The organism is Glycocaulis alkaliphilus, from assembly GCF_004000605.1.
In the GTDB taxonomy this organism is placed as follows: domain Bacteria; phylum Pseudomonadota; class Alphaproteobacteria; order Caulobacterales; family Maricaulaceae; genus Glycocaulis; species Glycocaulis alkaliphilus.
This window is the reverse complement of sequence record NZ_CP018911.1, coordinates 1701019-1724850: the sequence shown is the minus strand read 5'-3', so window position 1 is coordinate 1724850 and position 23832 is coordinate 1701019. Positions and strand designations below refer to the sequence as shown.

At 62.6% G+C, this 23832-nt stretch carries 23 protein-coding genes and 1 tRNA gene; 16 read left to right on the top strand and 8 right to left on the bottom strand.

Features of this window, described 5'->3' with window-relative positions:
* Window positions 1-24 precede the first annotated feature (24 nt).
* Window positions 25-507, top strand: coding sequence for a hypothetical protein (locus tag X907_RS08195; protein ID WP_127566940.1), 483 nt, complete (start codon window positions 25-27; stop codon window positions 505-507).
* A 175-nt stretch (window positions 508-682) separates the two neighbouring features.
* On the top strand, window positions 683-2854 hold the full coding sequence (locus X907_RS08190) for a sodium-translocating pyrophosphatase (RefSeq protein WP_127566938.1): 2172 nt from the start codon (window positions 683-685) through the stop codon (window positions 2852-2854).
* Between the two features lie 103 nt (window positions 2855-2957).
* On the opposite strand, the gene X907_RS08185 is transcribed toward X907_RS08190, so the two are convergent.
* Window positions 2958-3461 (bottom strand): outer membrane protein assembly factor BamE, encoded by a 504-nt coding sequence (locus tag X907_RS08185; RefSeq protein WP_127566936.1) that lies wholly within the window; start codon window positions 3459-3461, stop codon window positions 2958-2960.
* Window positions 3462-3582: 121 nt separating this feature from the next.
* Between X907_RS08185 and X907_RS08180 the strand changes: the two genes are divergently transcribed.
* From X907_RS08180 to X907_RS08155, 6 genes are all read left to right on the top strand, one after another.
* A complete protein-coding gene (locus tag X907_RS08180; RefSeq protein WP_127566934.1) occupies window positions 3583-4122 on the top strand; it encodes a ubiquinol-cytochrome C chaperone family protein in 540 nt (179 codons plus the stop codon).
* A gap of 116 nt (window positions 4123-4238) precedes the next feature.
* Entirely contained in the window at window positions 4239-5315 is a 1077-nt protein-coding gene (gene plsX / locus X907_RS08175) for a phosphate acyltransferase PlsX (RefSeq protein WP_127566932.1), read from the top strand.
* Entirely contained in the window at window positions 5312-6274 is a 963-nt protein-coding gene (locus X907_RS08170) for a beta-ketoacyl-ACP synthase III (RefSeq protein ID WP_127566930.1), read from the top strand. Before plsX ends, X907_RS08170 begins: the two co-directional genes overlap by 4 nt.
* 81 nt (window positions 6275-6355) lie before the next feature.
* Complete coding sequence (locus X907_RS08165; protein ID WP_127566928.1) at window positions 6356-6658, top strand: integration host factor subunit alpha; 303 nt, start codon at window positions 6356-6358, stop codon at window positions 6656-6658.
* 12 nt (window positions 6659-6670) lie between these two features.
* Window positions 6671-7117, top strand: coding sequence for a MerR family transcriptional regulator (locus tag X907_RS08160; protein WP_127566926.1), 447 nt, complete (start codon window positions 6671-6673; stop codon window positions 7115-7117).
* 93 nt (window positions 7118-7210) lie between these two features.
* Window positions 7211-7287 (top strand) — tRNA-Pro (locus tag X907_RS08155).
* Between the two features lie 13 nt (window positions 7288-7300).
* On the opposite strand, the gene metC is transcribed toward X907_RS08155, so the two are convergent.
* A complete protein-coding gene (gene metC, locus X907_RS08150) occupies window positions 7301-8443 on the bottom strand; it encodes a cystathionine beta-lyase (RefSeq protein ID WP_127566924.1) in 1143 nt (380 codons plus the stop codon).
* 63 nt (window positions 8444-8506) lie between these two features.
* Here metC and X907_RS08145 point away from each other — a divergent pair, with 63 nt between their 5' ends.
* Window positions 8507-9568, top strand: a complete 1062-nt coding sequence (locus X907_RS08145; RefSeq protein WP_127566922.1) for an amino acid ABC transporter substrate-binding protein — start codon at window positions 8507-8509, stop codon at window positions 9566-9568.
* On the opposite strand, the gene X907_RS08140 is transcribed toward X907_RS08145, so the two are convergent.
* Window positions 9565-10578 carry a cysteine synthase A gene (locus X907_RS08140; RefSeq protein ID WP_127566920.1) on the bottom strand — a complete coding sequence of 338 codons (1014 nt, stop codon included), beginning with the start codon at window positions 10576-10578 and terminating at the stop codon, window positions 9565-9567. The two genes, X907_RS08145 and X907_RS08140, sit on opposite strands and share 4 nt — an antisense overlap.
* A 110-nt stretch (window positions 10579-10688) precedes the next feature.
* Between X907_RS08140 and X907_RS08135 the strand changes: the two genes are divergently transcribed.
* Genes X907_RS08135 through X907_RS08120 form a run of 4 tightly spaced genes read left to right on the top strand, consistent with a single transcriptional unit; the run spans window position 10689 to window position 14411 of the window.
* Entirely contained in the window at window positions 10689-11348 is a 660-nt protein-coding gene (locus tag X907_RS08135; RefSeq protein WP_170175506.1) for a cupin domain-containing protein, read from the top strand.
* Between the two features lie 44 nt (window positions 11349-11392).
* The gene (locus X907_RS08130) at window positions 11393-12073 is read left to right on the top strand and encodes a DUF6134 family protein (RefSeq protein ID WP_127566916.1); all 681 of its coding nucleotides are present in this window, start codon (window positions 11393-11395) and stop codon (window positions 12071-12073) included.
* On the top strand, window positions 12073-13623 hold the full coding sequence (locus tag X907_RS08125; protein ID WP_127566914.1) for a cryptochrome/photolyase family protein: 1551 nt from the start codon (window positions 12073-12075) through the stop codon (window positions 13621-13623). Before X907_RS08130 ends, X907_RS08125 begins: the two co-directional genes overlap by 1 nt.
* Complete coding sequence (locus tag X907_RS08120; protein ID WP_127566912.1) at window positions 13620-14411, top strand: SDR family NAD(P)-dependent oxidoreductase; 792 nt, start codon at window positions 13620-13622, stop codon at window positions 14409-14411. Before X907_RS08125 ends, X907_RS08120 begins: the two co-directional genes overlap by 4 nt.
* Here the strand turns inward: X907_RS08120 and X907_RS08115 are convergent.
* The 4 genes from X907_RS08115 to X907_RS08100 are packed head-to-tail and all read right to left on the bottom strand — an operon-like array spanning window position 14408 to window position 19328.
* Entirely contained in the window at window positions 14408-15658 is a 1251-nt protein-coding gene (locus tag X907_RS08115; protein WP_127566910.1) for an SAM-dependent methyltransferase, read from the bottom strand. The genes X907_RS08120 and X907_RS08115 overlap by 4 nt on opposite strands.
* A 57-nt stretch (window positions 15659-15715) precedes the next feature.
* A complete protein-coding gene (locus X907_RS08110; RefSeq protein ID WP_170175505.1) occupies window positions 15716-16504 on the bottom strand; it encodes a DUF1365 domain-containing protein in 789 nt (262 codons plus the stop codon).
* 2 nt (window positions 16505-16506) lie between these two features.
* On the bottom strand, window positions 16507-17877 hold the full coding sequence (locus X907_RS08105; RefSeq protein WP_127566906.1) for an NAD(P)/FAD-dependent oxidoreductase: 1371 nt from the start codon (window positions 17875-17877) through the stop codon (window positions 16507-16509).
* Window positions 17874-19328 carry a cryptochrome/photolyase family protein gene (locus X907_RS08100; protein ID WP_127566904.1) on the bottom strand — a complete coding sequence of 485 codons (1455 nt, stop codon included), beginning with the start codon at window positions 19326-19328 and terminating at the stop codon, window positions 17874-17876. Before X907_RS08100 ends, X907_RS08105 begins: the two co-directional genes overlap by 4 nt.
* 122 nt (window positions 19329-19450) lie before the next feature.
* Between X907_RS08100 and kdsA the strand changes: the two genes are divergently transcribed.
* Together kdsA and rfaE2 are read left to right on the top strand one after the other, a co-directional pair.
* Window positions 19451-20314: a 3-deoxy-8-phosphooctulonate synthase gene (kdsA, locus tag X907_RS08095; RefSeq protein WP_127566903.1), complete on the top strand. Its 864-nt coding sequence runs from the start codon at window positions 19451-19453 to the stop codon at window positions 20312-20314.
* 8 nt (window positions 20315-20322) lie between these two features.
* Entirely contained in the window at window positions 20323-21792 is a 1470-nt protein-coding gene (gene rfaE2 / locus X907_RS08090) for a D-glycero-beta-D-manno-heptose 1-phosphate adenylyltransferase (protein ID WP_127566901.1), read from the top strand.
* Here rfaE2 and X907_RS08085 read toward each other — a convergent pair.
* A complete protein-coding gene (locus tag X907_RS08085) occupies window positions 21789-22925 on the bottom strand; it encodes a DUF3089 domain-containing protein (protein ID WP_233352250.1) in 1137 nt (378 codons plus the stop codon). The two genes, rfaE2 and X907_RS08085, sit on opposite strands and share 4 nt — an antisense overlap.
* Before the next feature lie 182 nt (window positions 22926-23107).
* On the opposite strand from X907_RS08085, the gene X907_RS08080 reads away from it, so the two are divergent.
* Window positions 23108-23821 carry a DUF502 domain-containing protein gene (locus tag X907_RS08080; protein WP_127566899.1) on the top strand — a complete coding sequence of 238 codons (714 nt, stop codon included), beginning with the start codon at window positions 23108-23110 and terminating at the stop codon, window positions 23819-23821.
* The last annotated feature ends 11 nt before the right edge of the window (window positions 23822-23832 follow it).

Here is a 23832-nt window from a genome sequence, read left to right as displayed (position 1 = left end):
CGGGTGAACGGGTAGGGTGAGGCCATGAAACGCCTCGCTGTCCTCCTTGCCCTGATCCTGCTGGCCGCGCCCACGGCGCTGGCGGCGCCTCCGCCCGCGCAGGCAGAGACGTCCGTGCTGGTGGTGCCCAATGATCTTCGCGATCTGGCGATGCAGGCCGGGGAGCGGCTTGCGCCGCCTGAGACCCCGCATTTTGACCTGCCCGCCATCACCGTTCCGCTGGTCCATAACGGCCGGCTGGCGGGGTATTCATTTCTGAGCGTCAGGCTGCATCTCGCCGACGAAGCGAGCATTCCAGAAATCCGCCGGCAGCTTCACTTCGTGATGCACGATCTTGTTGGTCTGGCCTATGCCCACCCCTTCACCCTTGTGTCGCGAGATGACTTTTCAACCGGCGACACGTATGAGCACTGGGACCGGGCACTTGATGCCCGGCTGGGCGCGGGGGTTGTCAGCGAGCTTGAACCGCTGGCAGCGGGCATCCAGCTGCAGCGCCGCTATCGCTAATCCCCGGCGTCCAGACCCGGCTAGGGTTTGAAACCAACACTGATTGCGCCGCTTCACCCCATTAGGCATAGTCCGCGGGTCAATGGGAGGGGCTGCAGGCAGCACGATTCGTTGTGCCTGCCGGTCAAGCGGCCATTCCCCCTTAAAAAACAAGAAACAAAACGGGGAACCAATTATGAGCATTGAGCTGTGGCTATGGCTGGTCATTGCGGCCGGTATACTGGCCCTGATCTACGGCGCGGTAACAGTCCGCTCCATCCTGTCCGCCAGCGCGGGCAATGAACGCATGCAGGAAATCGCCAAGGCGATCCAGGAAGGCGCAAATGCCTATCTGAAGCGCCAATACACCACCATTGCGATGGTCGGTGCGGTGGTTTTCGTTGCCGTATTCTTCCTGCTCGGCTGGCAGGTCGCTGTCGGCTTCCTGATCGGGGCGATCCTGTCCGGTGTGGCCGGTTTTATCGGCATGCTGGTTTCGGTCCGTGCCAATGTGCGCACGACCGAGGCTTCGCGGACGGGCCTGGCTGCAGGGCTCTCCATGGCGTTCAAGTCTGGCGCGGTGACGGGCATGCTGGTTGCTGGCCTCGCCCTGCTGTCGGTGGTGGTCTATTACTTCCTTCTGACAACAGTGATGGGCTTTGAGCCGGTCAGCCGCACGGTGATCGACTCGCTCGTCGCACTGGGGTTTGGTGCGTCCCTCATTTCGATCTTCGCCCGTCTTGGCGGCGGTATCTTCACCAAAGGCGCAGATGTCGGCGGTGACATGGTCGGCAAGGTGGAGGCGGGCATCCCGGAGGATGATCCCCGCAATGCCGCGACCATTGCAGACAATGTCGGTGACAATGTCGGCGACTGTGCGGGCATGGCCGCTGACCTGTTCGAGACCTATGCGGTGACCGTTGTCGCCACCATGGTGCTCGCCTCGATCTTCTTCCGCGGCCTGGCAGGCGATATCGGCGTCGATACGATGATGATCTACCCGCTCGCCATTGGCGGCGTGTGCATCATTGCCTCCATCATCGCCACCTATTTCGTGCGCCTTTCCAAAGGCTCGCGCAATGTTATGGGTGCGCTTTACAAGGGATTCATCGCCTCGGCGGTTCTCGCCCTTGTCGGCGTGGGCGTCGTGACCTGGTCGCTGATCGGTTTCGATACCGAGATCACCACTGCTGGCGGTGTGAGCTTCAATGGCCTCGACCTGTTCCTGTGCGGCGTTGCCGGTCTTCTGGTCACCGGCGCGATCGTGTGGATCACCGAATACTATACCGGCGTGGACTTCCGCCCGGTGAAGTCGGTGGCCAAGGCCTCTGAATCCGGTCACGGCACGAACGTGATCCAGGGCCTCGCGGTTTCGCTGGAATCCACCGCTCTGCCCGCGCTGACGATCATTGTCGGCATTCTGGTTACTTTCAATCTGGCGGGCCTGTTTGGTATCGCCATTGCCGTGACGACGATGCTGGCGCTGGCGGGCATGGTGGTCGCGCTCGATGCGTTCGGTCCGGTGACCGACAATGCGGGCGGTATCGCGGAAATGGCCGATCTCGACGCATCTGTACGTGAAACCACCGATACGCTCGACGCAGTCGGCAACACGACCAAAGCCGTCACCAAGGGCTATGCCATCGGTTCGGCAGGCCTCGGCGCGCTGGTGCTGTTTGCCGCCTTCACCGAAGATCTGAGCTATTTTGCCGCCAACCCGGCCGAGTATCCGTTCTTCGCCGGTGTGGCGGTCGATTTCGCGCTGTCCAACCCCTACGTGGTCGTCGGCCTGTTCTTTGGCGGTCTGCTGCCCTTCCTGTTCGGCGGCATGTCGATGATGGCCGTGGGCCGGGCAGCCGAAGCGGTGGTGCATGAGGTGCGCCGCCAGTTCCGCGAAAATCCGGGCATCATGACCTTCGAGACCAAGCCGGACTATGGCCGTGCGGTGGACATGCTCACCAAGGCTGCGATCCGCGAAATGATCGTGCCCTCACTGCTTCCGGTGCTCTCGCCGATCGTGCTGTTCTTCGTGATCTGGTTCGTTGGCGGGGCGGAGCTTGGCTTCAATGAAGCCGGCAAGGCGCATGCGCTGGCCGCTGTGGGTGCGATGCTTCTCGGTGTGATCGTGACCGGCCTGTTCGTGGCCATCTCGATGACTTCGGGCGGTGGTGCCTGGGACAACGCCAAAAAGTATATCGAGGACGGCAATCATGGCGGCAAGGGCTCTGAGGCTCACAAGGCTGCCGTGACCGGCGATACGGTGGGTGATCCCTACAAGGACACGGCAGGCCCTGCCGTGAACCCGATGATCAAGATCACCAATATCGTGGCCTTGCTCCTGCTGGCTGTTCTGGCAGGCGCCGCCTGACGCCAGGCATCACAGGTATAAAGAAAAGCCCCGGCAGTAATGCCGGGGCTTTTTTGTGTGCGTGAAGATCGCGATGGCGCGTTTGGAGCGCCGGGCAGGGTGACTAGTCGTTCCGGCGCGGGCCACCAGCACCGCCAGGCAAATTGTCCTGACCGGAAATCTGATCGGTCGGCAGCCGGCCGACATTGCCTAGCACCTGTTCCAGAAGTGTCAGCTCGCGGCCACGTGTCGGTGTGGTGCGCGCGACATAATTGACCTGGCGGGAATCCGACGCGTCGTACTCGTTTACTTCAGCTACCGTACCGTCGTCATCAAAACGCACGGCGATCACCCGGCGCGCCAGCGTGTTCGGGCGCAGATAGGCGAGGTATTCGCGTGTATCGGTGATGTAGTACCAGGTGTTTTCCTCAAACGTGCCGCGTACCGACGGACTGCCGAGCGTTGCCAGAAGCGTCGCTTCGGTATCTTCGCCCACCTGAATTTCCGGCACTTCGCCATCGGTGTAGCGATAACCGTGCGTGCGCAGGGTCGGGTTGCAGGCTGTAAGGACCATTGCGCCGAGCGCCACGCCTGCGACAGTCAGCATTTGCATGGATTTGCGGTTCATTCGCGTTCTGGCCTCCATCGCCTCACCTGCAGGTGCGTCCACGCGCCTACTGGCGCGCGTCAGCCTTTTGACCTACCTGTCGCGCATCCTAGCGTCTAGTCCCGCCGTCAGGGAGTGCCAAATGCGATTTCCGCTGAATCTGTTCCGTGCCGATCCTGTAAAGGCCCGCGCCAGCGCGCTGTACGAGGCCATTCTGGCCGAAGCCCGCGCCCCGCGCCTCTACGCGGAGCTTGGCGTGCCAGACACAGTCGACGGACGATTCGACATGATCGTGCTGCACGCAGCCCTGGTGATGCGCCGGCTGCGCGAGGAGGGCGAGGGCGGGCAAAAGCTGGCCCAGGCGCTCTTTGGCCGCCTCTTCGACGATATGGACGCAGCGCTCCGGGAGATGGGTATTGGCGATATGAGTGTCGGCAAGAAGATCAAGTCCATGGCAGAAGCGTTCTATGGACGGGCAGCCGCGTATGATGCCGCGCTCAAGGCCGGAGATGCGGGGCAGTTGAAAGCCGTGCTGTGGCGCAATCTGTTCGACGACGCGCCGGAGCATGATGCCGCCGCCGAAGCGCTGTCGCGTCATGCGATTGCGGCAGACCAGCAGATCCGGTCCATGCCGGCAGATCAGCTGCTCGAAGGGCGCCTGGGGGCGCTGGCAGCCGCCTAGCAGCCGAGCGGCGATGTTGCATCGGAGCGGTCAATCGGTAAGTTGCGGGCCTTCGCTCCGGGCGGGACCGATTTTGGAACCGGCGCGGGACAGGATTTACGTTTCCGGATCCCTTTATGAATTCAGAGCTGGTACTTTCCCTCGATGCCATGGGCGGCGATCATGCGCCGGGCATCGTCGTTGACGGCGCGGCAGTCTTCCTGAAAGGACGGCGCAGGAAAGTGCGCCTGCTGTTCCATGGAGACGAGGCTCAGCTGGGTCCGTTGATCGAAGCGCACCCGGAGCTGGCGGGGATAAGCGAGATACGCCACTCCGACAGCCAGGTTGATATGTCGGCCAAGCCGTCAGAGGCCGTTCGGCGCTCGCGGGGCTCCTCGATGTGGAATGCGGTTCAGGCCGTGCGTGATGGCGATGCGCAAGTGGCGGTTTCGGCCGGCAATACCGGCGCCCTGATGGCAATTTCGAAGGTGTGCCTGCGTATGAAGGCGGGTGTCCATCGTCCGGCGATAGCGGCGAGCTGGCCCGTGCCGAAAGGCTTCTCTACCGTTCTCGATGTTGGCGCGAATGTGGAATGTACGCCAGCCCAGCTGGTTGAGTTCGCGATCATGGGCGAGGCCTTCCACCGCGCGGTCCATCGCCAGGAGCGCCCGACTGTCGGGCTGCTCAATGTCGGCCAGGAAGAGCTTAAAGGTAATGATGTCGTACGCGATGCCGACGCCCTGATCCGCGCCGCTGGCCTCGACATGAATTATCGCGGCTATGTCGAGGGCGACGACATCTCGCTTGGCACAACCGATGTCGTTGTAACGGACGGCTTTACCGGCAATGTCGCCCTGAAAACCGCTGAAGGCACGGCCCGCCTGGTAGCCGGCTGGATGCGCGAGGCGCTGACCAGCTCCATCATCGCCAAAATTGCTGCCAGCCTCCTGCAGCTCGGCGCGCTGGACCAGCTGCGGGCGCGAATGGACCCGAATAACGTCAATGGCGGCGTGTTTCTGGGGCTCAATGGTGTGGTGGTCAAAAGCCATGGCGGCACGAACGCTGCCGGATTTGCCACTGCGCTGCGTATCGCACTGGAAATGGCCGACAGTGCCTTCTTGAATGAAATCGAGAAGAACCTGGGATTGCTAGAGGCGGCGCAGGAACGTCTCGCAACGGAACAAGCGCCCGAAGGGCAGCAGGAGAGCGCGTGACCGCAATCAGATCCCGTATCGCCGGCATTGGCACCTACCTGCCAGAACACGTCATGTTGAACGCGGACATGGCGCGCTTTGTCGAGACCAGTGACGAATGGATTCGCGAACGCACCGGCATCAGTCAGCGCCATATCGCGGCAGATGATGAATTCACGTCTGATCTTGCCACCCACGCTTCGCGTGCGGCCCTGGCTCATGCCGGAATGGATGCGGGCGAGATCGATCTGATCGTGCTGGCAACCGCCACGCCGGACCTGACATTCCCGGCGACGGCCACCATGGTGCAGGAAAAGCTGGGTATCCGCCAGGGCGCTGCCTTTGACATTCAGGCAGTATGTTCAGGCTTCCTCTATGCGCTGGCCACGGCGGATAATTTCATCAAGGCCGGACAGGCGAAGAATGCGCTGGTCATCGGCGCCGAGACTTTCTCGCGCATACTCGACTGGACCGACCGGACGACATGCGTGCTCTTCGGCGACGGGGCAGGGGCGATGGTGCTGTCGTCGGCCAGCGAGGGCGAAGGGCTGATCAAGACCCATCTGCGTTCTGACGGGCAGTATTGTGACCTGCTTTATGTGGATGGCGGGCCGTCCCGCACCAAAACCGTTGGCCATCTGCGGATGCAGGGCAATCAGGTTTTCCGTCACGCGGTCGGCAAGATTGCCGGTTCGATGGAGGAGCTGTCAGAACTGGCCGGCATTCCGATCAGCGAGATTGACTGGTTTGTGCCTCACCAGGCCAATCAGCGCATTCTCGAAGGCGTGGCCAAGCGCCTGTCCATTCCGGTGGAGAAAGTCATCTCCACCGTCGGCCGGCATGGCAACACGTCCGCAGCCTCGATACCGCTGGCGTTTGACACGGCGGTAAAGGACGGGCGGATCAAGCGCGGCGACCTGGTGCTGATGGAAGCACTGGGCGGCGGGTTTACATGGGGTGCGGCCTTAGCGAGATATTGACCGTAAACGTATGGTTAACATTGACCGCCGCGCCCGCTAGGGCATAACGTTTGTTATCGAATTCAATCCGGGGAGTTTGCAATGACGGGCAAGACACTTACCCGCGCGGATCTGGCTGATGCCATCCACCGGGATATTGGCGTCTCGCGCCAGGAATCGGCGCAGCTGGTAGAGGCCGTGCTCGACATGATTTCCGACACGCTGGTGAAGGGGGAGACGGTGAAGCTGTCCTCCTTCGGCTCATTCCAGCTGCGCGACAAGAATGGCCGGGTCGGCCGCAATCCCAAAACCGGCGAGGAAGTGCCGATCGATCCGCGCCGGGTGCTTGTTTTCAAGCCTTCACAGGTTCTGAAAGAACGCATTGATACTGCCCTGTCGAAATAGGACAGCGCCCGTATGACCAAGTCCGCTGATGCATACCGGACCATTTCGGAGGCCGCCGCCGAGGTGGACCTTCCCACGCACGTATTGCGCTTCTGGGAGACCAAGTTCGCCCAGCTGAAACCCGTCAAGCACAAGGGCGGGCGCAGGCTCTACCGGCCGCAGGACGTGACCCTGCTCAAGGGGCTGCGGCGTCTGCTTTATGCTGAAGGCTACACGATCAAGGGCGTGCAGAAATATCTGCGCGATAATGGCGTGGCGGCGGTTGCGGCGCTGGGTGAGGGCGGTGAAGTGGTGACACCACTGCCTGACAGTTCTGGCGAAGGCCCAGCAATGCCAGCGGCGGCGGCAGGAAGCAGTGCTTCAGCGGGCGCCGGTTCGGTCCCGGCCTTGCAAGCCGTTCTGGCGAAGGTGGAACGGGCTAAATCCCGTCTCGATTCCGCGCTTGCTGCGCGTGGTTAGCCAAGGCTGGAAAGCCGTGTTGCCAACGCCGTAACCACCAGCCTATAAGACCGCTCCTTCGCTCCACACCCCTTGCGAAGGAAGATGAAGAGTCGGAGCGTAGCGCAGCCCGGTAGCGCACTTGTCTGGGGGACAAGGGGTCGTGGGTTCGAATCCCGCCGCTCCGACCATTTTTCCGTATGGTCAGATACTCGCCAGCGCCTGCTCCAGATCGGCCCAGAGGTCTTCTATGTCCTCCAGCCCGATGGACAGGCGTAAAAGCGCGCCTTCGGCCTTCCAAGGCACGGCGGTGCGCTTTATCTGCCGGTCGCAAGACAGGGCAAGGCTTTCATAGCCGCCCCAGGAAAACCCGATCCCGAAGAGTTTGAGCCGGTCGACGATGGCTTCGCCCTCGCGGGCGCTGATCCCTTTCAGCACGAAGGAGAAGCATCCGGCTGCGCCTGAGAAGTCACGGCTGTACAGCGCGTGGTCCGGGTGTGAGGGCAAAGCGGGGTGCAGGACGCGGCTGACCTTGGGGTGCGCCTCCAGCCGCCGGGCGATCTCCAGCGATGCAGATTCCGCGCGTTCCAGCCGCAAGGGCAGGGTGCGCAGCCCCCGCAGTGCCAGAAACGCATCATCGGGCGAGACATGCAGGCCATACAGCTTCTCGCGGTCGGCAAGCGTCTTCGCCGCCTCGCCTCTGGCCGTAACTGATCCCATCAGGAAATCGGAATGCCCGCCGACATATTTGGTCAGGGCTTGCGCGGCATAGTCGATGCCCAATTCCAGCGGGTTCATCAGCACGCCCGCCGTCCACGTGTCATCGATCACCGTGGGAACACCGGCTGCCTTCGCGGCTTGGGCGATGGCTGGCACGTCCTGAAGTTCGAATGTGAGAGAGCTCGGCGATTCCAGTGCGATAAGGGCGGTATTTGCGTTAATGAGCGACGCGATCCCGGCCCCGATGCGCGGATCATAATAGACCGGCTTCACGCCTAGCCGGGGCAGTTCCTCGTCGCAGAACCGGCGCACAGGCCCGTACGTACCGTCGCTTATCAGGGCCTCTCCCGGAGCTTTGAGCGCTGTGCGGATCGCCAGCACGACAGACGCCAGACCTGATGGGGCCAGCGCGCAGTGGTCCGCATCATAAAGGCCGCGAATCGCGTCACGAAGTTCCCTGTTGGGAGCGATGCCGCCACGGCCATAATGCCGCCGCGAGCCTGTGGGTTCATACAGCTCTGACGTGGAAGGAGCCAGCACGGTGGAGGCGCGCTTGATTGCCGGATTGACGAGACCGTCACCCTCATCGCTGCGCCCTGAATGGATGATGCGCGTATCGCGTTTCATATCGACGCCGACGCTCCTCTTCGCTAAACCCATAGTCTGTCAGCCTTTAGGGCGGACCGCACCATGACGCCAACAGCTTTCTTCGACTTTCTCATGCCGCGCCGCCTCGCGCGCGCTGCAACGGCCTTTGCGCTGGGCTTTACCGTATCGCAAAGCCAGACCGCCGAGCTTGGCACGCAGATGTATGAGTTGAGGGAGCGCGGCACGCTGCGATGCGGCGTCGATACCGGGCTTCAGGGCTTTGCCCGGCAGGATGAAGAGGGCAACTGGAACGGTTTCGAGGTCGATCTGTGCCGCGCCTATGCGGCCGCTTTCCTCGGCAGCCCGGAGCGTATGCAGCTTGTGCCGCTGACCACACAGGAGAGGCTGGACGCGCTGTCGGCGGGCGAGGTCGACATCCTTCTGCGCAATACGACCTGGACGCTGAGCCGCGATGCGCAGGAAAATTTCTCGTTCGCAGGCGTCTATTATTATGACGGGCAGGGCTTTCTGGTGCCGCGCGATCTTGGCGTCACCAGTGCGCGGGAACTGGACGGCGCGCGCATCTGTGTTTTGCGCAACACCACCACAGCGTTGAACCTCGTTGATTACGCCCAGACCCATGAGCTGACCTTCCAGCTGGTGGAAGTGGCGACGGTCCGAGCCGGGATAACCGCCTATGGGCGCGGCCAGTGCGATGCGCTGAGCAATGACCTGTCCGGCCTTGCCGGCATGCGCATGACGCTGTCTGAACCGGATGCGCACCTGATCCTTCCGGATGTGATCTCGAAGGAGCCTCTGAGCGCGGTCGTCGCCTCACGCGACCAGAAATTCGCGGATGCCGTGCGCTGGGTGCTCCATGCCCTCATTGCGGCCGAGGAGTATGGCGTGACGGCCGCCAATGCGGCCGAAATGGCCGAAAATGGCGGCAATGCCGAAATCCGCCGCCTGCTGGGCGCGGAAGGTCCGCTGGCCGAGGGCCTGTTCCTCGATGCGGAATTCGCGCTGCGGGCCATCGAGGCAGGCGGCAATTATGGCGAATTGTTCGAGCGTCATCTCGGCACGGCGTCCGGCCTGAATTTGCGCCGGGGCCTTAACGCACAGTGGAATGAGGGCGGGCTGATGTATGCCCCGCCGTTCCGTTAATTTCTCACCCAAGGCGGGACCGGCAAACCCTTCTCTTTTAGAAATTCCGGGTTGTAGAGCTTGGACTGATAGCGCGCGCCGTGATCGCACAGAATGGTCACGATGGTGTGGCCCGGCCCCAGCTTGCGGGCAAGGCGGATGGCACCGGCGATATTGATGCCTGCAGAGCCGCCAAGGCACAGCCCCTCATCGCGGATCAGCGCGTAGAGGATTTCCAGCGCTTCCTCATCGGGAATGCGGAAGGCGTGATCGACCGGCGCGCCTTCCAGATTGGCGGTGATGCGGCTCTGGCCGATGCCTTCAGTGATGGAATTGCCTTCCGCTTTCAGCTCTCCATGCGCGTAATAGCCGTAAAGCGCCGCGCCGCCGGGGTCTGCCAGCGCAATCTGCACCTTGTCGCTCTTGGATTTGAGATACATGCCGACACCGGCCAGCGTGCCGCCAGAGCCGACGGCAGCGGCAAAGCCATCAATCTTCCCGCCGGTCTGCTCCCAGATTTCCGGGCCCGTCGTGTCAAAATGGGCCTGCCGGTTGGCGACATTATCGAACTGGTTGGCCCAGATGGCACCATTGGGCTCGCTGGCGTTCAACTCTTCGGCCAGCGTACCGGAATAGCGCGCATAATGATTGGGATTGGCGTAAGGGACGGCATCCACCTCGATCAGCTCTGCCCCCGCCAGCAGGATCGCGTCGCGCTTCTCCCTCGACTGGGTACGCGGAAACACGATCACCGTGCGGTATCCCAGCGCCGAAGCCACCATGGCAAGCCCGATGCCGGTATTGCCTGCCGTGCCTTCCACAATGGTGCCGCCGGGTTTCAGCGCGCCGCTCTTTTCGGCTGCGCGCACAATACCGAGCGCGGCGCGGTCCTTCACCGAACCGCCGGGATTGAGAAATTCGGCCTTGCCAAGGATTTCGCAGCCCGTTGCATCACTGGCGGCGTTGAGGCGTACCAGCGGCGTATGGCCAATCAGATCAATCACGGAGCGTGCGGGACGGGGGGCTGTCATGGCGTGGCCTCTCTTTGAGCAGACATCAGTGCTCTGGCTAGCGCTCTGGCTGATCCGGTCAAGGGTCAACGGCGTATAGATTTCCGCAACACCAGATGGAGCTTTCCCCCGTGCCTGCCAGAGAAGACGCGTTTCTGTTCGATTATGCCGCCGGTGCAGGGCCAGCCGCCATGCGCCTGCTGGCGGAATGTCAGGCGGCGCTGAACCCGCAGGCTGCGGTGCGCGTGCGCGTTGCTGAAGCGGGATTTGGCAGCCTGCTCAGCCAGTTGCCGCCCGCCGCCATGTCCCAAAATGCCCTCGATCATGTGCTGGAGCATGCAGGAACCCCAATCACATCATCTGAACAGCCCTCAGCAATAGATACGGAAACCGGCCTGCCGCGCGCTTTGACGCCATTTCTGGATATGCCGGGCGGTGAGCTGGACTGGTCGCGGCAACTTGGCGGCGTTCAGGAAATTCATCTTGCCGATGCCAGCGACGCGAATGTGGACGCCAATCTTGTGCGGCTAATGCCAGGCGGCGGCATTCCCCATCACGACCATGGGGGCGAGGAGCTGACCTTGGTGCTGACGGGAGCCTTTCATGATGGCCACGCGTTATACCAAGCAGGCGATCTGTGCCGCGCTACGCCAGGCTTGCGCCACCGGCCGGAGGTGGATGGGGCCACGCCCTGCATCTGCCTGACGGTAAGCTTGGGTGACTGGAAGCCGGCCAACCCGCTTTATGGCTGGCTGAACAGGCTGAACCGCTCCCTGCGCCGCCGGAACTGATTGCCGTTTTGTCCAAGTTTGCCCAACAACCGGGAGCCCGCCTGATGAAACCGCTTGCGATCCTTGCTTCGACCATCGCCTTGTCGTTCTCGTTGCCGGCTGCCCATGCGGCCATTCCCGCTGATCCGGCTGGCGGCGAGACGATCCAGTTCAATGTCTATCGCGGCAATTCCAGTTTCGGCACGCACGAGGTCCGCTTTCAACGCAACGGCGACGAGCTGATCGCAGAAGTGTCGGTGCGGCTGCGTGCGGGCTTCGGGCCGGTGACGGTGTTCCGCTATGAGCATGACTCGGTAGAGCGCTGGCGCGACGGGCAGCTGGTCGCGCTGGAAGGCGAGACGCTGAAAGACGGCAGCCGCTTCCCTGTCGAGGCCGTGCGCAATGGCGCAGGCATTGTCAGCGAGGGCGTCCTGCCTGAGGGGGAGCAGCACACCGCTGAACTCCCCGGCGACATCATCCCGTCCTCGCACTGGCGCGGCTACGAGGAAGATCTGCGCCGGATCCTCAATACCGAACACGGCGACGCGATGGAGGTCTCCATCTCTGATATGGGGATGGAAGAGATCGAAGCTGATGGCGGCACCATTCAGGCCCGCCGCATCCGCCTGGAAGGCACGCTTACCGTCGACCTGTGGTATGACGAGAACGGCTTCTGGGCGGGGTGCGAGTTCGAGGCGCGTGGCCAGCGCATCCGCTATGTCCGGCAGGCCAATCCGGTCGCCTGATGCGCACCTTGCGGCTTGTCCTTGGCGATCAGCTGACGCGCGAGTTGTCTGCTTTGCGGGGCGTCCAGCCTGACGATCTGATCCTGATGGCCGAGGTCAATGACGAGGCGTCATACGTCCCGCATCATCGCAAGAAGATCACTTTCCTGTTCTCGGCCATGCGCCATTTCGCGCAGAGCCTTCGAGAGGAGGGGCTGAGCGTCCGCTATGTGCGCCTTGATGATCCCGGCAACTCCCACAGCCTTGAAGGCGAGGTGGCGCGCGCGCTGGGCGACGAGGCGGGTCTGCAGCGTATTGTCCATACCGAGCCCGGTGAGTATCGGCTCATGGAGATCATGCGCGAATGGCCGGACAGGTTCGATGTCCCGGTCGAAATGCGCGCCGATGACCGCTTCATCTGCTCGCATGAGCGCTTCGCCCGCTGGGCCAGCGGCAAGCAGCGCCTGACCATGGAGTATTTCTACCGGGAGATGCGCCGGGAGACCGGCCTGCTGATGGATGGAGACCAGCCTGAAGGCGGTCAGTGGAATTATGACGCGGAGAACCGCAAGGCTCTGCCGTCGGACACCAGACTGCCGCGCCGCGCCTGGATCGAGCCCGACGCCATCACGTTCAATGTAATGGCGCTGGTCGAAGAGCGCTTCCCGGACGGGTTCGGCGATATCGAGCCCTTTGGCTATGCGGTGACGCGCGAAGGTGCGATGGAACAGCTGGACTGGTTCATCGAGAACGCCTTGCCGGATTTCGGTGATTATCAGGATGCGTTGAAGGATGGAGAGGCCTTCCTCTACCACTCCGTCTTGTCGCTCTACCTTAATTGCGGCCTGCTGGACCCTCTGGAGGTCTGCCGCAAGGCGGAAGGCGCGTGGCAGGACGGCAAGGCACCGCTGAACGCGGTTGAGGGCTTCATCCGGCAGATAATTGGTTGGCGCGAATATGTGCGCGGCATCTACTGGCACTTCATGCCGGAATATCTGGAGCGCAACGCGCTGAACGCGCACCGGCCCTTGCCGGCGTTTTACTGGACCGCCGAAACGGATATGGCCTGCATCGCCGATGTGGTGAACACCACGCGCAAGCACGCCTACGCCCACCATATCCAACGCCTGATGGTCACCGGCAATTTCGCGCTTCTGGCCGGTATTGATCCCAAGGCCGTCAATGAATGGTATCTGGCCGTCTATGCCGATGCCTATGAGTGGGTGGAAGCGCCCAATACGCACGGCATGGCGCTTTACGCCGATGGCGGTGTCATGGCCACAAAGCCCTATGCGGCGAGCGGCGCCTATATCGACCGGATGAGCGATCACTGCGGCAAGTGCCGCTATGAGGTGAAAGCCAAGACCGGCGAAAAAGCGTGTCCGTTCAATTATCTATACTGGAATTTCATGATGGAGAATGAGGCAAGGCTGAAGGGCAATCGCCGCCTCGGACCCATCCTCTCAAACCTCAACCGGTTCAGCGACGCCCGCCGCGAGGAAATACGCGGCGACGCAAACCGCTTCTTCGAATCCATTGGCATCGCCCGGACACAAAGGAAAGCCTCATGAGACCGCGCGCCATGAAACCGTCAGACGGTATCGCCTGGGTAACGGGCGGCAGTTCAGGCATTGGCGCGGCACTGGCGAAGCGTCTGGCTGGCCAGGGCTGGACGGTGGTGGTTTCTGCCAGAAGCGCCGACAAGCTTGAGAGGATCGCCGCGGAGCATTCCGGCAAGGGCCGCATCATCGCTCACGCGGTCGACCTGACCGACGCTGAAGGCGTGGAAGACGCGGTGAAGGCCATTGAAGCGGCGCACGGGCCGATTGCGCTGGCCGTTCTGAACGCGGGCATCTACCTCTCGATCAACGCCGAGAACCCGTCCTTTGAGGACTACAAGAAAACGTTCGATGTGAATCTGTCGGGCACGGCGGCGTGCCTGTGCGCGCTGACCCCGCGCATGAGCGGGCGCAGGGCAGGGCAGATCGCCATCGTGTCATCGGCCACGTCCTTCGGCGGCATGCCGACCTCTTCGGCCTATGGAGCCAGCAAGGCGGCGCTGGTCAATATGGCGGCGTGCCTGCGCATCGAGCTGCACCGCTATGGCGTGCTCTGCCAAGCCATCACGCCGGGCTTTGTGGAAACGCCCGCGCAGGACGATAATGCCTTCCCCAAACCCTTCATGGTCAGTGCGGAGACGGCGGCCAAGCGCATCGCGTCGGGCCTGAAAAGCAAGCGCTTTGAAATCACCTTCCCGCGCCGGTTTACGTGGGCGCTGAAAGCCATCTACGCGCTGCCATACAGCTGGTCTCTGGGGCTAGTGAGGAAGCAGACCGGCTGGGACAAGCCGGCAGATTAGCGCTCCAGCACGAACTGGCCGACATCGATGCGGCCAGTGCGGAAGCCCGCCTCGCAATAGGCCAGATAGAACTCCCACATGCGCCGGAAGCGCAGATCAAAGCCCATCGGCTCGATCTGCGGCCACGCAGCCTGGAAACGCTCCATCCAGTGGGCGAGCGTATCGGCATAGTCCACGCCGAACATCTCAGCCGTAACGGAGTTCAGCTCTGCCTTGGCGAACTCGCCATTCAGGCGCTCCACGCTCGGCAAGATGCCGCCGGGGAAGATGTAGCGCTGGATGAAGTCCGCGCGCTTGCGGTAGCTGTCAAACAGATCGTCGCGGATGGTGATGATCTGCAGACCCGCCTTGCCGCCGGGTTTCAGGCACTCGCGCACCTTGGCGAAGTAGGACGGCCAGTATTCCTCGCCGACCGCTTCGAACATCTCGATGGACGCGACGGCATCATAGCTGCCGGTCTCGTCACGATAATCCTGCAGCTTGATTTCCACCCGGTCCGACAGGCCCGCGCGTTCCATGCGTTCAAGGGCATAGTCGCGCTGGGAGGGGGAGAGGGTGAGGCAGGTCACACGCGCGCCGATCTCGCTGGCCGCATACTCAGCGAACCCGCCCCAGCCGCATCCGATTTCCAGCACATGCATGCCGGGCTCCAGTCCGATCAGGCGGGCAAGGCTGGCGTATTTTTCCTTCTGCGCGGCCTCCAGCCCCAGATCCGGCGCGGTAAAGCGCGCGGCCGAATAGGTCATGGACGGGTCAAGCCACAGCTCATAGAAGGCATTGCCGAGATCGTAGTGTGCTTCGATGTTCTTGCGGGCCTGCGCCTTGGTGTTGGCGCGCAGGCGGTGCCAGACCCAGTGCGCCATGCGGGTGAGGGGGCCGCCCTTCTCGATATTATTGATTTTATCGAGGTTTGCGGAGAATACCTCCAGCACTTTGGCAAGGTCTGGGGTCGTCCATTGGCCCGCCATGTAGGACTCAGCAAAGCCGACATCGCCGCCCGCAAACACGCGGCGGACCATGGCGTAGTCCTGTACCTCCATCACCGCATCAGCGCCCGGCGCCTTGCCCTGGAAGCGCAGGCTGCGGCCGTCTGGCAGCACGACGGTCAACGATCCGGTGCCAAATTTCAAAAGCAGGGTAAGGCCCGCCTTGAACAGGCGCGGAACGCCCTGCAGCCGGGCAATCGTATCCTTGCACGCCTGAAGCGGGCGTGACGCGTCGAAACTGGAAAGAGCTGCATCGGTCATTCGGAGATACCTTCCGGCTGACTGCCGGTCCAATTCTACGCCTTTTAGTGATTACGCTCAAACTCTACGGTTGGATGCCTCTGATCGGTCGATAATTGTATCGCCGGCAGGCGGCTTGGGGTGGCGGTGATAGCGCGCGCCTTTCACCAGAAGCCGTAGCGCTTCCCAGTGGATGGCGGAGATCGTTTTCAAGGTCGAAAAAGGCTGCCCCGCAAAGAGTTTGAGGAGATTTCCGGATGTTACCGGGCGAGCCATTAGCTGCATGGTGGCGAGGAAGTCCTTGCCGGATGCCTCGACCTTGCTGACCACAAGCGAGAGCTGATCGTCGCCATCGCGCAAGGTGAAGTCGTAGCGTCCCGATACCGGGAAGAAGGGCGAGACATGGAAGCGCTTCTGCGCGCTGTGCTTCTCCGGCATGCCGCCGGTGAGCGGTGCCACATAGGCGTGGGCGTCGCCGAACGTGTTATGGACCTGATAGATCACCGCGAGCGTGTTTCCGTCCGCATCGTCCGCCAGATAAAGCGAAATCGGGTTGAAGACGTAGCCCAGCACACGCGGTGAACATAAAAGCCGCACGCGCGACACGTCACTGTTCACACCCGCAGCGGCCAGCCGCGCCAGAGCCCACTCCTTAAGCGATGATCCATCGCGCGGGCCATGGTCGCGCTGGCGGAAGCTGAACAGGTTGAAGCGCTCTACCGAAAACAGGCGTGAAAGGCGCCCGGCCGCCTCCAGCTGGTCGAGGTCCAGCATCATCATGGCGATGGAGTAGCGGAAGCGATGCACGAAGGGCTGGGTGCGCTCGTGTACGGTGTGTCCGAGGAAAAGCCGGGCAGGCGGCGTCATCATCACTCCGCAGGCAGGGCGTGAATATCGGGCAGGGCGATGCCCGGCCGCTCACCCCATTCTCCGCCATTTACGTCCCCGTCGGCAAATGCCCACGGTATGGCACCGCCCAGACGCAAGGCCACCCGCAGGCCGGAGCGGAGCCCGTCCTCGTGGAAGCCATATCCCAGCCACGCGCCCGCAAACCATGTGTGGCGCACGCCCTGAACGCGGTTGAATATTCTTTGCGCGGCCAGGCCGGCGGGTGTGAATTGCGGGTGGTCGTAGCTGTACCGGCCCAGCACTTTGGCCGGGTCGGGCTCACGTGACGGGTTTAGCGTCACCAGCAATGGCTGCGCCGGATTGATATGCTGCAGACGGTTCATGTCGTAAGTCACTGCAGCAGCGCCGGTATTGTCATCGCGCATATAGCACCATGCCGCCCGCGCGCCCTTGCGGCGGGGCAGAAAGCTCTCATCGCGGTGGAGCACCGCCCTGTTGGGTGCGTAGGGGATCGCGCCCAGCATTTCGCGCTCATCGGCGTCCGCATCGGTGAGAAGTGCCAGCGCTTCGCTGGAGTGGCAGGCAAGGATCACCTCGTCGTAGCGCTCTGCATGGCCATCAGCGTCCACAATCCGTACCCCGCCGGTGCGCAGCCGGGTGATGCTGACCGCGCCGGAGCGGCGCTGCACGGCGGACGCCTCCATGTCGCGCCACAGCGCGTTGACATAGGTCTGGCTGCCGCCCGCCACGGTTTCCCATTTGGGACGTTTCGCGTTCACCAGACGGTGGTTTTTGAAAAAGCGTACAAAGGCTTCGGCCGGGTAGGCGGCCATCTCGCTTTCGCTGGCTGACCAGATCGCGGCACCCATGGGCAGGAGGTATTGTTCCCGGAAGGCGGTGCTGAACTCGTACAGATCGAGATACTGGCCGAGTGACAAACCCGTCAGAACGCCGCCTTCGAGATCCTCTACCGCTTGCGAATTGAAGCGCAACACATCGCACAGCATGCCGATGAAGGAGGGCCGCATGAGATTGGACGGCTGCGCGAAGAGGCCGCCAAGCCCGTTGGAGGACCATTCACACCGTCCGCCCAGGCTGAACCCGAAGCTCATGTCGGTGCGATGTGTCTCGATGCCCAGATGGGCAAACAGCGCGGTCAGATTGGGGTAGTTGAGGCGGTTGAACACGATGAAGCCGGTATCGACCGGTGTTTCCTGTCCCGCGTGATCGACGTGGACGGTGTTGGCGTGGCCGCCAAGACGGCCATCCTTCTCGTAGAGCACAACCTGATGCAGGCCACGCAGCGCCCAGGCCGCGCCCAGACCAGCCACACCGGCACCAATCACCGCAATGCGTGCAGGCCGGTTCAATATCGGGTCAGTCGAGCTCATGCAGCGTCCTTGAGGCTGGAGAAGGCGGCCAGTGCGCGTTCGCGCGCTCTGGCGTGGTCCACTATCGGTTTGGGGTAGTCACGGCCAAGCGTTATTCCTGCGCGCGCCAGAACGTCAGCCGGAGCCGTCCACGGCGCGTGGATATACTTCTCCGGCAGGTTCGTCAGTTCTGGCACCCATTCGCGGACATAGTGGCCGGCTTCGTCAAACTTCTCGCCCTGGGTCACCGGATTGAAGATACGGAAATAGGGCGCGGCGTCGGCGCCCGATCCGGCGACCCACTGCCAGCTGGCGGCGTTGTTGGCGAGGTCTGCGTCCACCAGCGTGTCCCAGAACCATTCCTCGCCCCGGCGCCAGTCGATCAGCAAATGCTTGGTCAGGAAGGAGGCGACGATCATGCGCACGCGGTTATGCATCCAGCCCGTTTGCCATAGCTGGCGCATGCCGGCATCGACAATCGGATAGCCTGTCTGTCCGCGGGTCCAGTTTTTGAAAACCGTTTCATCAAAATTCCACGGAAAGCCGTTGAATTTGGCTTGGTAATTGGATTCGGGCAGATCATCGAAGTGAAAGAGAAGATTGTAGGAAAACTCCCGCCAGCCGATTTCCTTCAGAAAGGTCTCGCGCCCTTTCCCGGCGGGCACATGGCTGACCGCATGATGCCAGATCTGGCGGGGGGAGATTTCACCGAAATGCAAATGGGGAGACAGGCGCGACGTGCCGTCGGTTCCCGGCAGGTTGCGCGTGTCGGCATAGTCGCGCGCCGCATCCTCGCAGAAGGTTTCGAGCCTAGCCCGCGCGCCATCCTCGCCGGGTGTCCAGACGGGGCCAAACCCTGTGGCCCAGTCAGGTGATGAGGGAAGCAATGACCAGCTGGAAAGCGCGTCGGAATGCACGCCCTGCGAACCGTCGGTGACAGAAGACGGCGCAGGCAGGGGGGCGATGTCGTCACAATGCGGAGCCAGCGCCCGGAAATAGGGCGAGTAGACGCGGTAGGGCCCGCCATCCTTCGTCTTCAGGTTCCAGGGCTCGATCAGGAGGGCGCCGTTGAAGGTCTCCGCTTCGCAGCCAGCCTGCTTGAGCCGGGTCTTGATGCTGGTGTCCCGTTCACGGGCGAACGGCTCGTAACAGCGATTCCAGAAAACTCTCTGTGCGCCAAGCTCGCTGGCTAGGCCGGTGACAATCTCAAATGCATCTCCCCGCCGCAGCACCAGGCGTGCGCCAAGCTCTTCAAGGCTGGCAGAGAGCGCGGCGAGGCTGTGATGCAGCCACCAGCGAGATGCGCCGCCTCTGGCCCATTTTCCGGGTGTCTTGTCATCAAGCACGTACAGACAGATGACCGGCGCGCCACTCTGCGTGGCGGCAAGCAGGGCGGGGTTATCAGCAAGTCTGAGATCCTGACGGAACCAGCAGATGACGGGAGAACCAGCAGAATGACTTGAGGTGGACACGATAATGAAAGCCGCAGTGCAAGGATGACGGGAATACCTATGTCAGCTATTACGAAGGCAACCGGCGCGCGGATCAGCGAAGATCCGGTCGCGCTGCACCTGCAAGGAAAGACAGATCGCTCATGACTGCTCCCAACGCCGTTGTCACACTCGCTCGCGGCATCCTCCCGGCTTTCGAGATTGGCAATGCCCGTCCGCTAACCTTCATCGCCGGACCGTGCCAGCTGGAAAGCCGCCAGCACGGGCTGGAAGTGTCGGCCATGCTGAAGGAAATCGGCGAGCGGCTGGGTTGCCAGATCATCTACAAGACCTCGTTCGACAAGGCGAACCGGACCAGTGCCAGCGCCCAGCGCGGTATCGGGCTGGAGGATTCCCTGCCGATCTTTGCCGAAATCCGCGAGACGACGGGCCTGCCGGTCCTGACCGACATTCACACCGCCGAACAGTGCGCCATCGCGGCGCAGGCCGTCGATGTGCTGCAAATCCCGGCCTTCCTCTGCCGTCAGACGGATCTTCTGATCGCTGCCGCGCAGACCGGGGCCGTGATCAATGTGAAGAAGGGCCAGTTCCTCGCGCCCTGGGACATGAAGAATGTCGTCGCCAAGATCACCGGGGCGGGCAATCCCAACGTGCTGGCCTGCGAACGCGGGGCGAGCTTTGGCTATAACACGCTGGTCTCCGACATGCGCTCCCTGCCGATCATGGCCAGCTTTGGCTGCCCTGTTGTTTTCGATGCGACGCATTCGGTGCAACAGCCCGGCGGGCAGGGCGCGTCGTCTGGCGGCCAGCGCGAGTTCGTGCCGTATCTCGCGCGTGCCGCCGTTTCCATCGGCGTTGCTGCCGTATTCATGGAAACCCACCCCGATCCGGACAATGCACCGTCTGACGGGCCGAACATGATCCCGCTGAAGCGTTTTGAGGCGATCGCAGCTGATTTGCTGGAGTTTGACCGCATGGCCAAAGCCAGCCCTGTGATGGCACTTTAGGGCGCGTCATGCAGCGTCAGGCCGCTTCACTCCTTCTGGGCTCCATAGCCGGAAAACGCGCGCTCGTTATTGGTGACGTGCTTCTGGATTCCTTCGTCTATGGCGAGGTGAAGCGCATTTCTCGCGAGGCGCCGGTGCCGATCCTGTCGGAGACCCGCCGGGAAATGATGCTCGGCGGTGCGGGCAATCTTGTCCGCAATCTGATCAGCCTGGGCGGTGAGGCAAGCGTTATCAGCGTCGCCGGAAATGATCCGCAGGGCGATGCGGTTGAAGGGCTTCTGACCGATTGCGGAACGCATGGCTGCACCCTGATCCGCGAGCCCGGCCGGAGCACACCAACCAAAACCCGATATGTGTCTGGCAGCCAGCAGATGTTCTGCGTGGATTTTGATCCCGGCGCGGCCATCAGTGCCGATACGGCCAAGGCGGTCATCGCAGCCGTCACGGGTGCTCTGGACCGCGCAGACGTCGTGATCCTGTCTGACTATGGCAGGGGGATGCTGACGCGCGCGGTGTGCGCCGAAATCATCAAGCTCGCCAAAACGGCCGGAAAGCCGGTCTGTGTCGATCCGCGCGGTGATGACTATACCCGCTATGACGGCGCCTACCTTATCAAGCCGAACGCGCAGGAACTCGCTGGCGAAGTTGCCATGCCCGTTGGTTCGGATGCCGAAGTTGAGGCTGCGCTTGCAGCGCTCAAGTCGCGGCTTGGCTCGACCCCCGCGCTTGTCGTGACCCGCGGCGCCAAAGGTATGAGCTTTATCGAGAACGGCGAGGTCCATCACCATCGCGCCCGCCCGCGCTCCGTCTATGATGTGTCAGGCGCTGGTGACACCGCTCTGGCAGCCCTCTCGCTGGGCGTAGCGGCGCGCCTGCCGCTCGCGGACACGATCGCTCTGGCAGACCTGGCGGCCGGTACAGCCGTCGGCAAGACAGGTACGGCGACCGTGTCTCCCGAAGAATTGCTCGACAGCGCGATACCCGGGGCAGGTGATGTCGACTGGCGGGTGCTGTCGCGCGAACAGGCCGCCAGCACCGTCAGCTCGTGGCACCGTGACGGGCTGAAGGTCGGCTTCACCAATGGGTGTTTCGATATTCTCCATCCCGGCCATCTTGCCTCGCTGCGTCATGCGCGCTCGGTGTGTGACCGGCTGGTGGTGGGGCTCAATAGCGACGCGTCCGTGACGCGTCTGAAGGGCGAAGGGCGGCCCGTAAATCCGGCGGCTCACCGCGCAGCGATGCTCGCAGCGCTGGAGAGCGTGGATCGGGTGGTGGTGTTCGAGGAAGACACACCCGAAGCACTGATCCGCGCGATTGCGCCCGATGTGCTGGTGAAAGGGGCTGACTACAAGCCCGACGACCTGCCAGGAGCCGACTTCATCAGATCGCGCGGCGGCGAGATCGTGATCGCCCCGCTGCAGGCGGGTTTCTCCACGACCGCGCTGGTCGAAAAGATGAAGGCCGGCAAGGCGCTCTAGTCGATCGGGCGCACCGGCACGGACCCGATTTCCTCGGCCTCCGGCAATTCCGGTGCCCAGCGGCGCTCTTCGGCGAGCGTTTCAGCCAGCAGTGCCGCCCGGCGCGTCACATCGGCTTCCAGATCAGCATAAAACAGGTTGAAGGGCGGTACGCGCCGCGCTTCCGCGAGCCGTGATGGCCGTTGCAGCGTGCGCGACCGTGGCTGATCAACGAAGAGCAGACCGTTCTGGCACTGCGCGCCGGTCTGGCTGGCCAGCGGGGAGGGGCGTTCGCCCAGCTCCAGCCCCTCGGCTGCCGCGCCGCCGCGATGCAGGCGCGCAGGCGCATAGTCCTCAGACGTGTTCCACAATAGCGGGTTTACGCAGGCGAGCTCGAGACCGGGCGTCTGTCCCAGCCGGCCACGGTCGACCCATAGCGAGCTGCGCTCAGTGATCGCATCTATGCGCGCGGCCTCGTCAGCGCGGACGGCAGAGTAGGTGACAACGCAGCGAAAAGCGTCCGGTGCGCCGCATAGCGGAATATTCTGCAGCGGACCGTCAAACAGATCGGCAGCAACAGGGGCCTCAATGATGTAGGCCGCCACCAGCCGTGCAACGAGGTCCTCGTCGCGTGACACAATGTCCAGCAGCAGGCCGGTTACGTGACCTGCGCCCTGTCCGGCGCCGGCAAGGATGATGGGACGCTCATCACCTGCATCGGCGAGGAATTGCGTGAAGGCGGCGCGCACATCCTCATAGGCAAGAAGACGGGCCTGCAGGGAGTCCTCCCGGTTATTCATGTATGCGTAGAGGGCAGCATGCCGGTAGCGCGGCGCGAACACCGCGCCTGTCTCCGCAAACGGACCGGCATAGTTTGGCAGGTAGAAGCGTTCGAGCCGCTCCCGGTGGCTGCGCCGGTCGAGGGAGGCATTCCAGTGATCGCCGCCCGTGTGCAGGGTGGGATGCACGAAGAACACCGCTGGCTCATCCTCATCCATCGCCGCCAGCATTGGCCGCACAGCCCAGCTTTCGCCTTGCGCGTAATCCGGGGCGGGCGGCGGCTCATAAGTCTGGAAGGGCACACCGGGATCAAGGAAGGTCTGGTAAATCTGATCGCGCATGAGCCAGCTGGCCGCGAGCAGCAGCAAAAACATCCCCGTTCCCACGAGGGCCAGAAGCCATGTCAGGGGGCGGGCAGGTGCGCGCAAGTTCAGCATGGATCAGTACATACCCTTTTTGCCTGTGCTTACCGCCAGGCGCGCTGGCAGTCCCGTTACAAGTTTGCCATCATCGCGCCGGGCGGGGTAACCCCTTTTTGTGACAGGAGACGGATCTAGTGCTGCGCTGGCTTCGCAACAGTTTTCTGACCGGCATCGTGGTCGCCACACCTGTGACCGTCACCATCTGGCTGATCTATGTCTTCATCAGCTTTGTCGATTCCACGATCAAGCCGCTGATCCCGGAGCGCTATAACCCGGAGACCTATCTGCCCTTCGCCCTGCCGGGCATGGGACTGATCATTGCCGTGCTGGGACTGACGCTTCTGGGTGCGCTTGCGGCCAATATTTTCGGGCGAAGCCTGCTGGCTATCGGCGAACGCATCGTCAACACGATGCCGTTGGTGCGTAATATTTACGGCGCGCTGAAACAGCTGGTCGAGACGGTGCTGGGCGCCCAGAACAACGCCTTCAAGGAGGTGGTGCTGGTCGAATACCCCATGTCGGGCAGCTATGCCGTGGCCTTTGTGGCCTCCCACGGCAAGGGCGCTATCCGCCACCATGTCGGCAAAGGCAAGGAGGAGGTGATCGGTGTGTTCGTGCCGACGACTCCCAACCCCACCTCCGGCTTCCTGCTGTTCATCCCGCGCTCAAAGGCGATTTCGCTCGACATCACGATTGAGGAGGCTGCCAAGCTCATTATCTCTTTCGGGCTTGTGACGCCGGACAGATTGCCTGAAGGCGCCATGCCGGCAGGCGAGACGCTGGATCAGGCCGAGGCCGAAGCCAGAGCCCGCGAGGCGGCAGGCGAACCGCCAAGGCAGAACGACTAGGCACTCGTTTT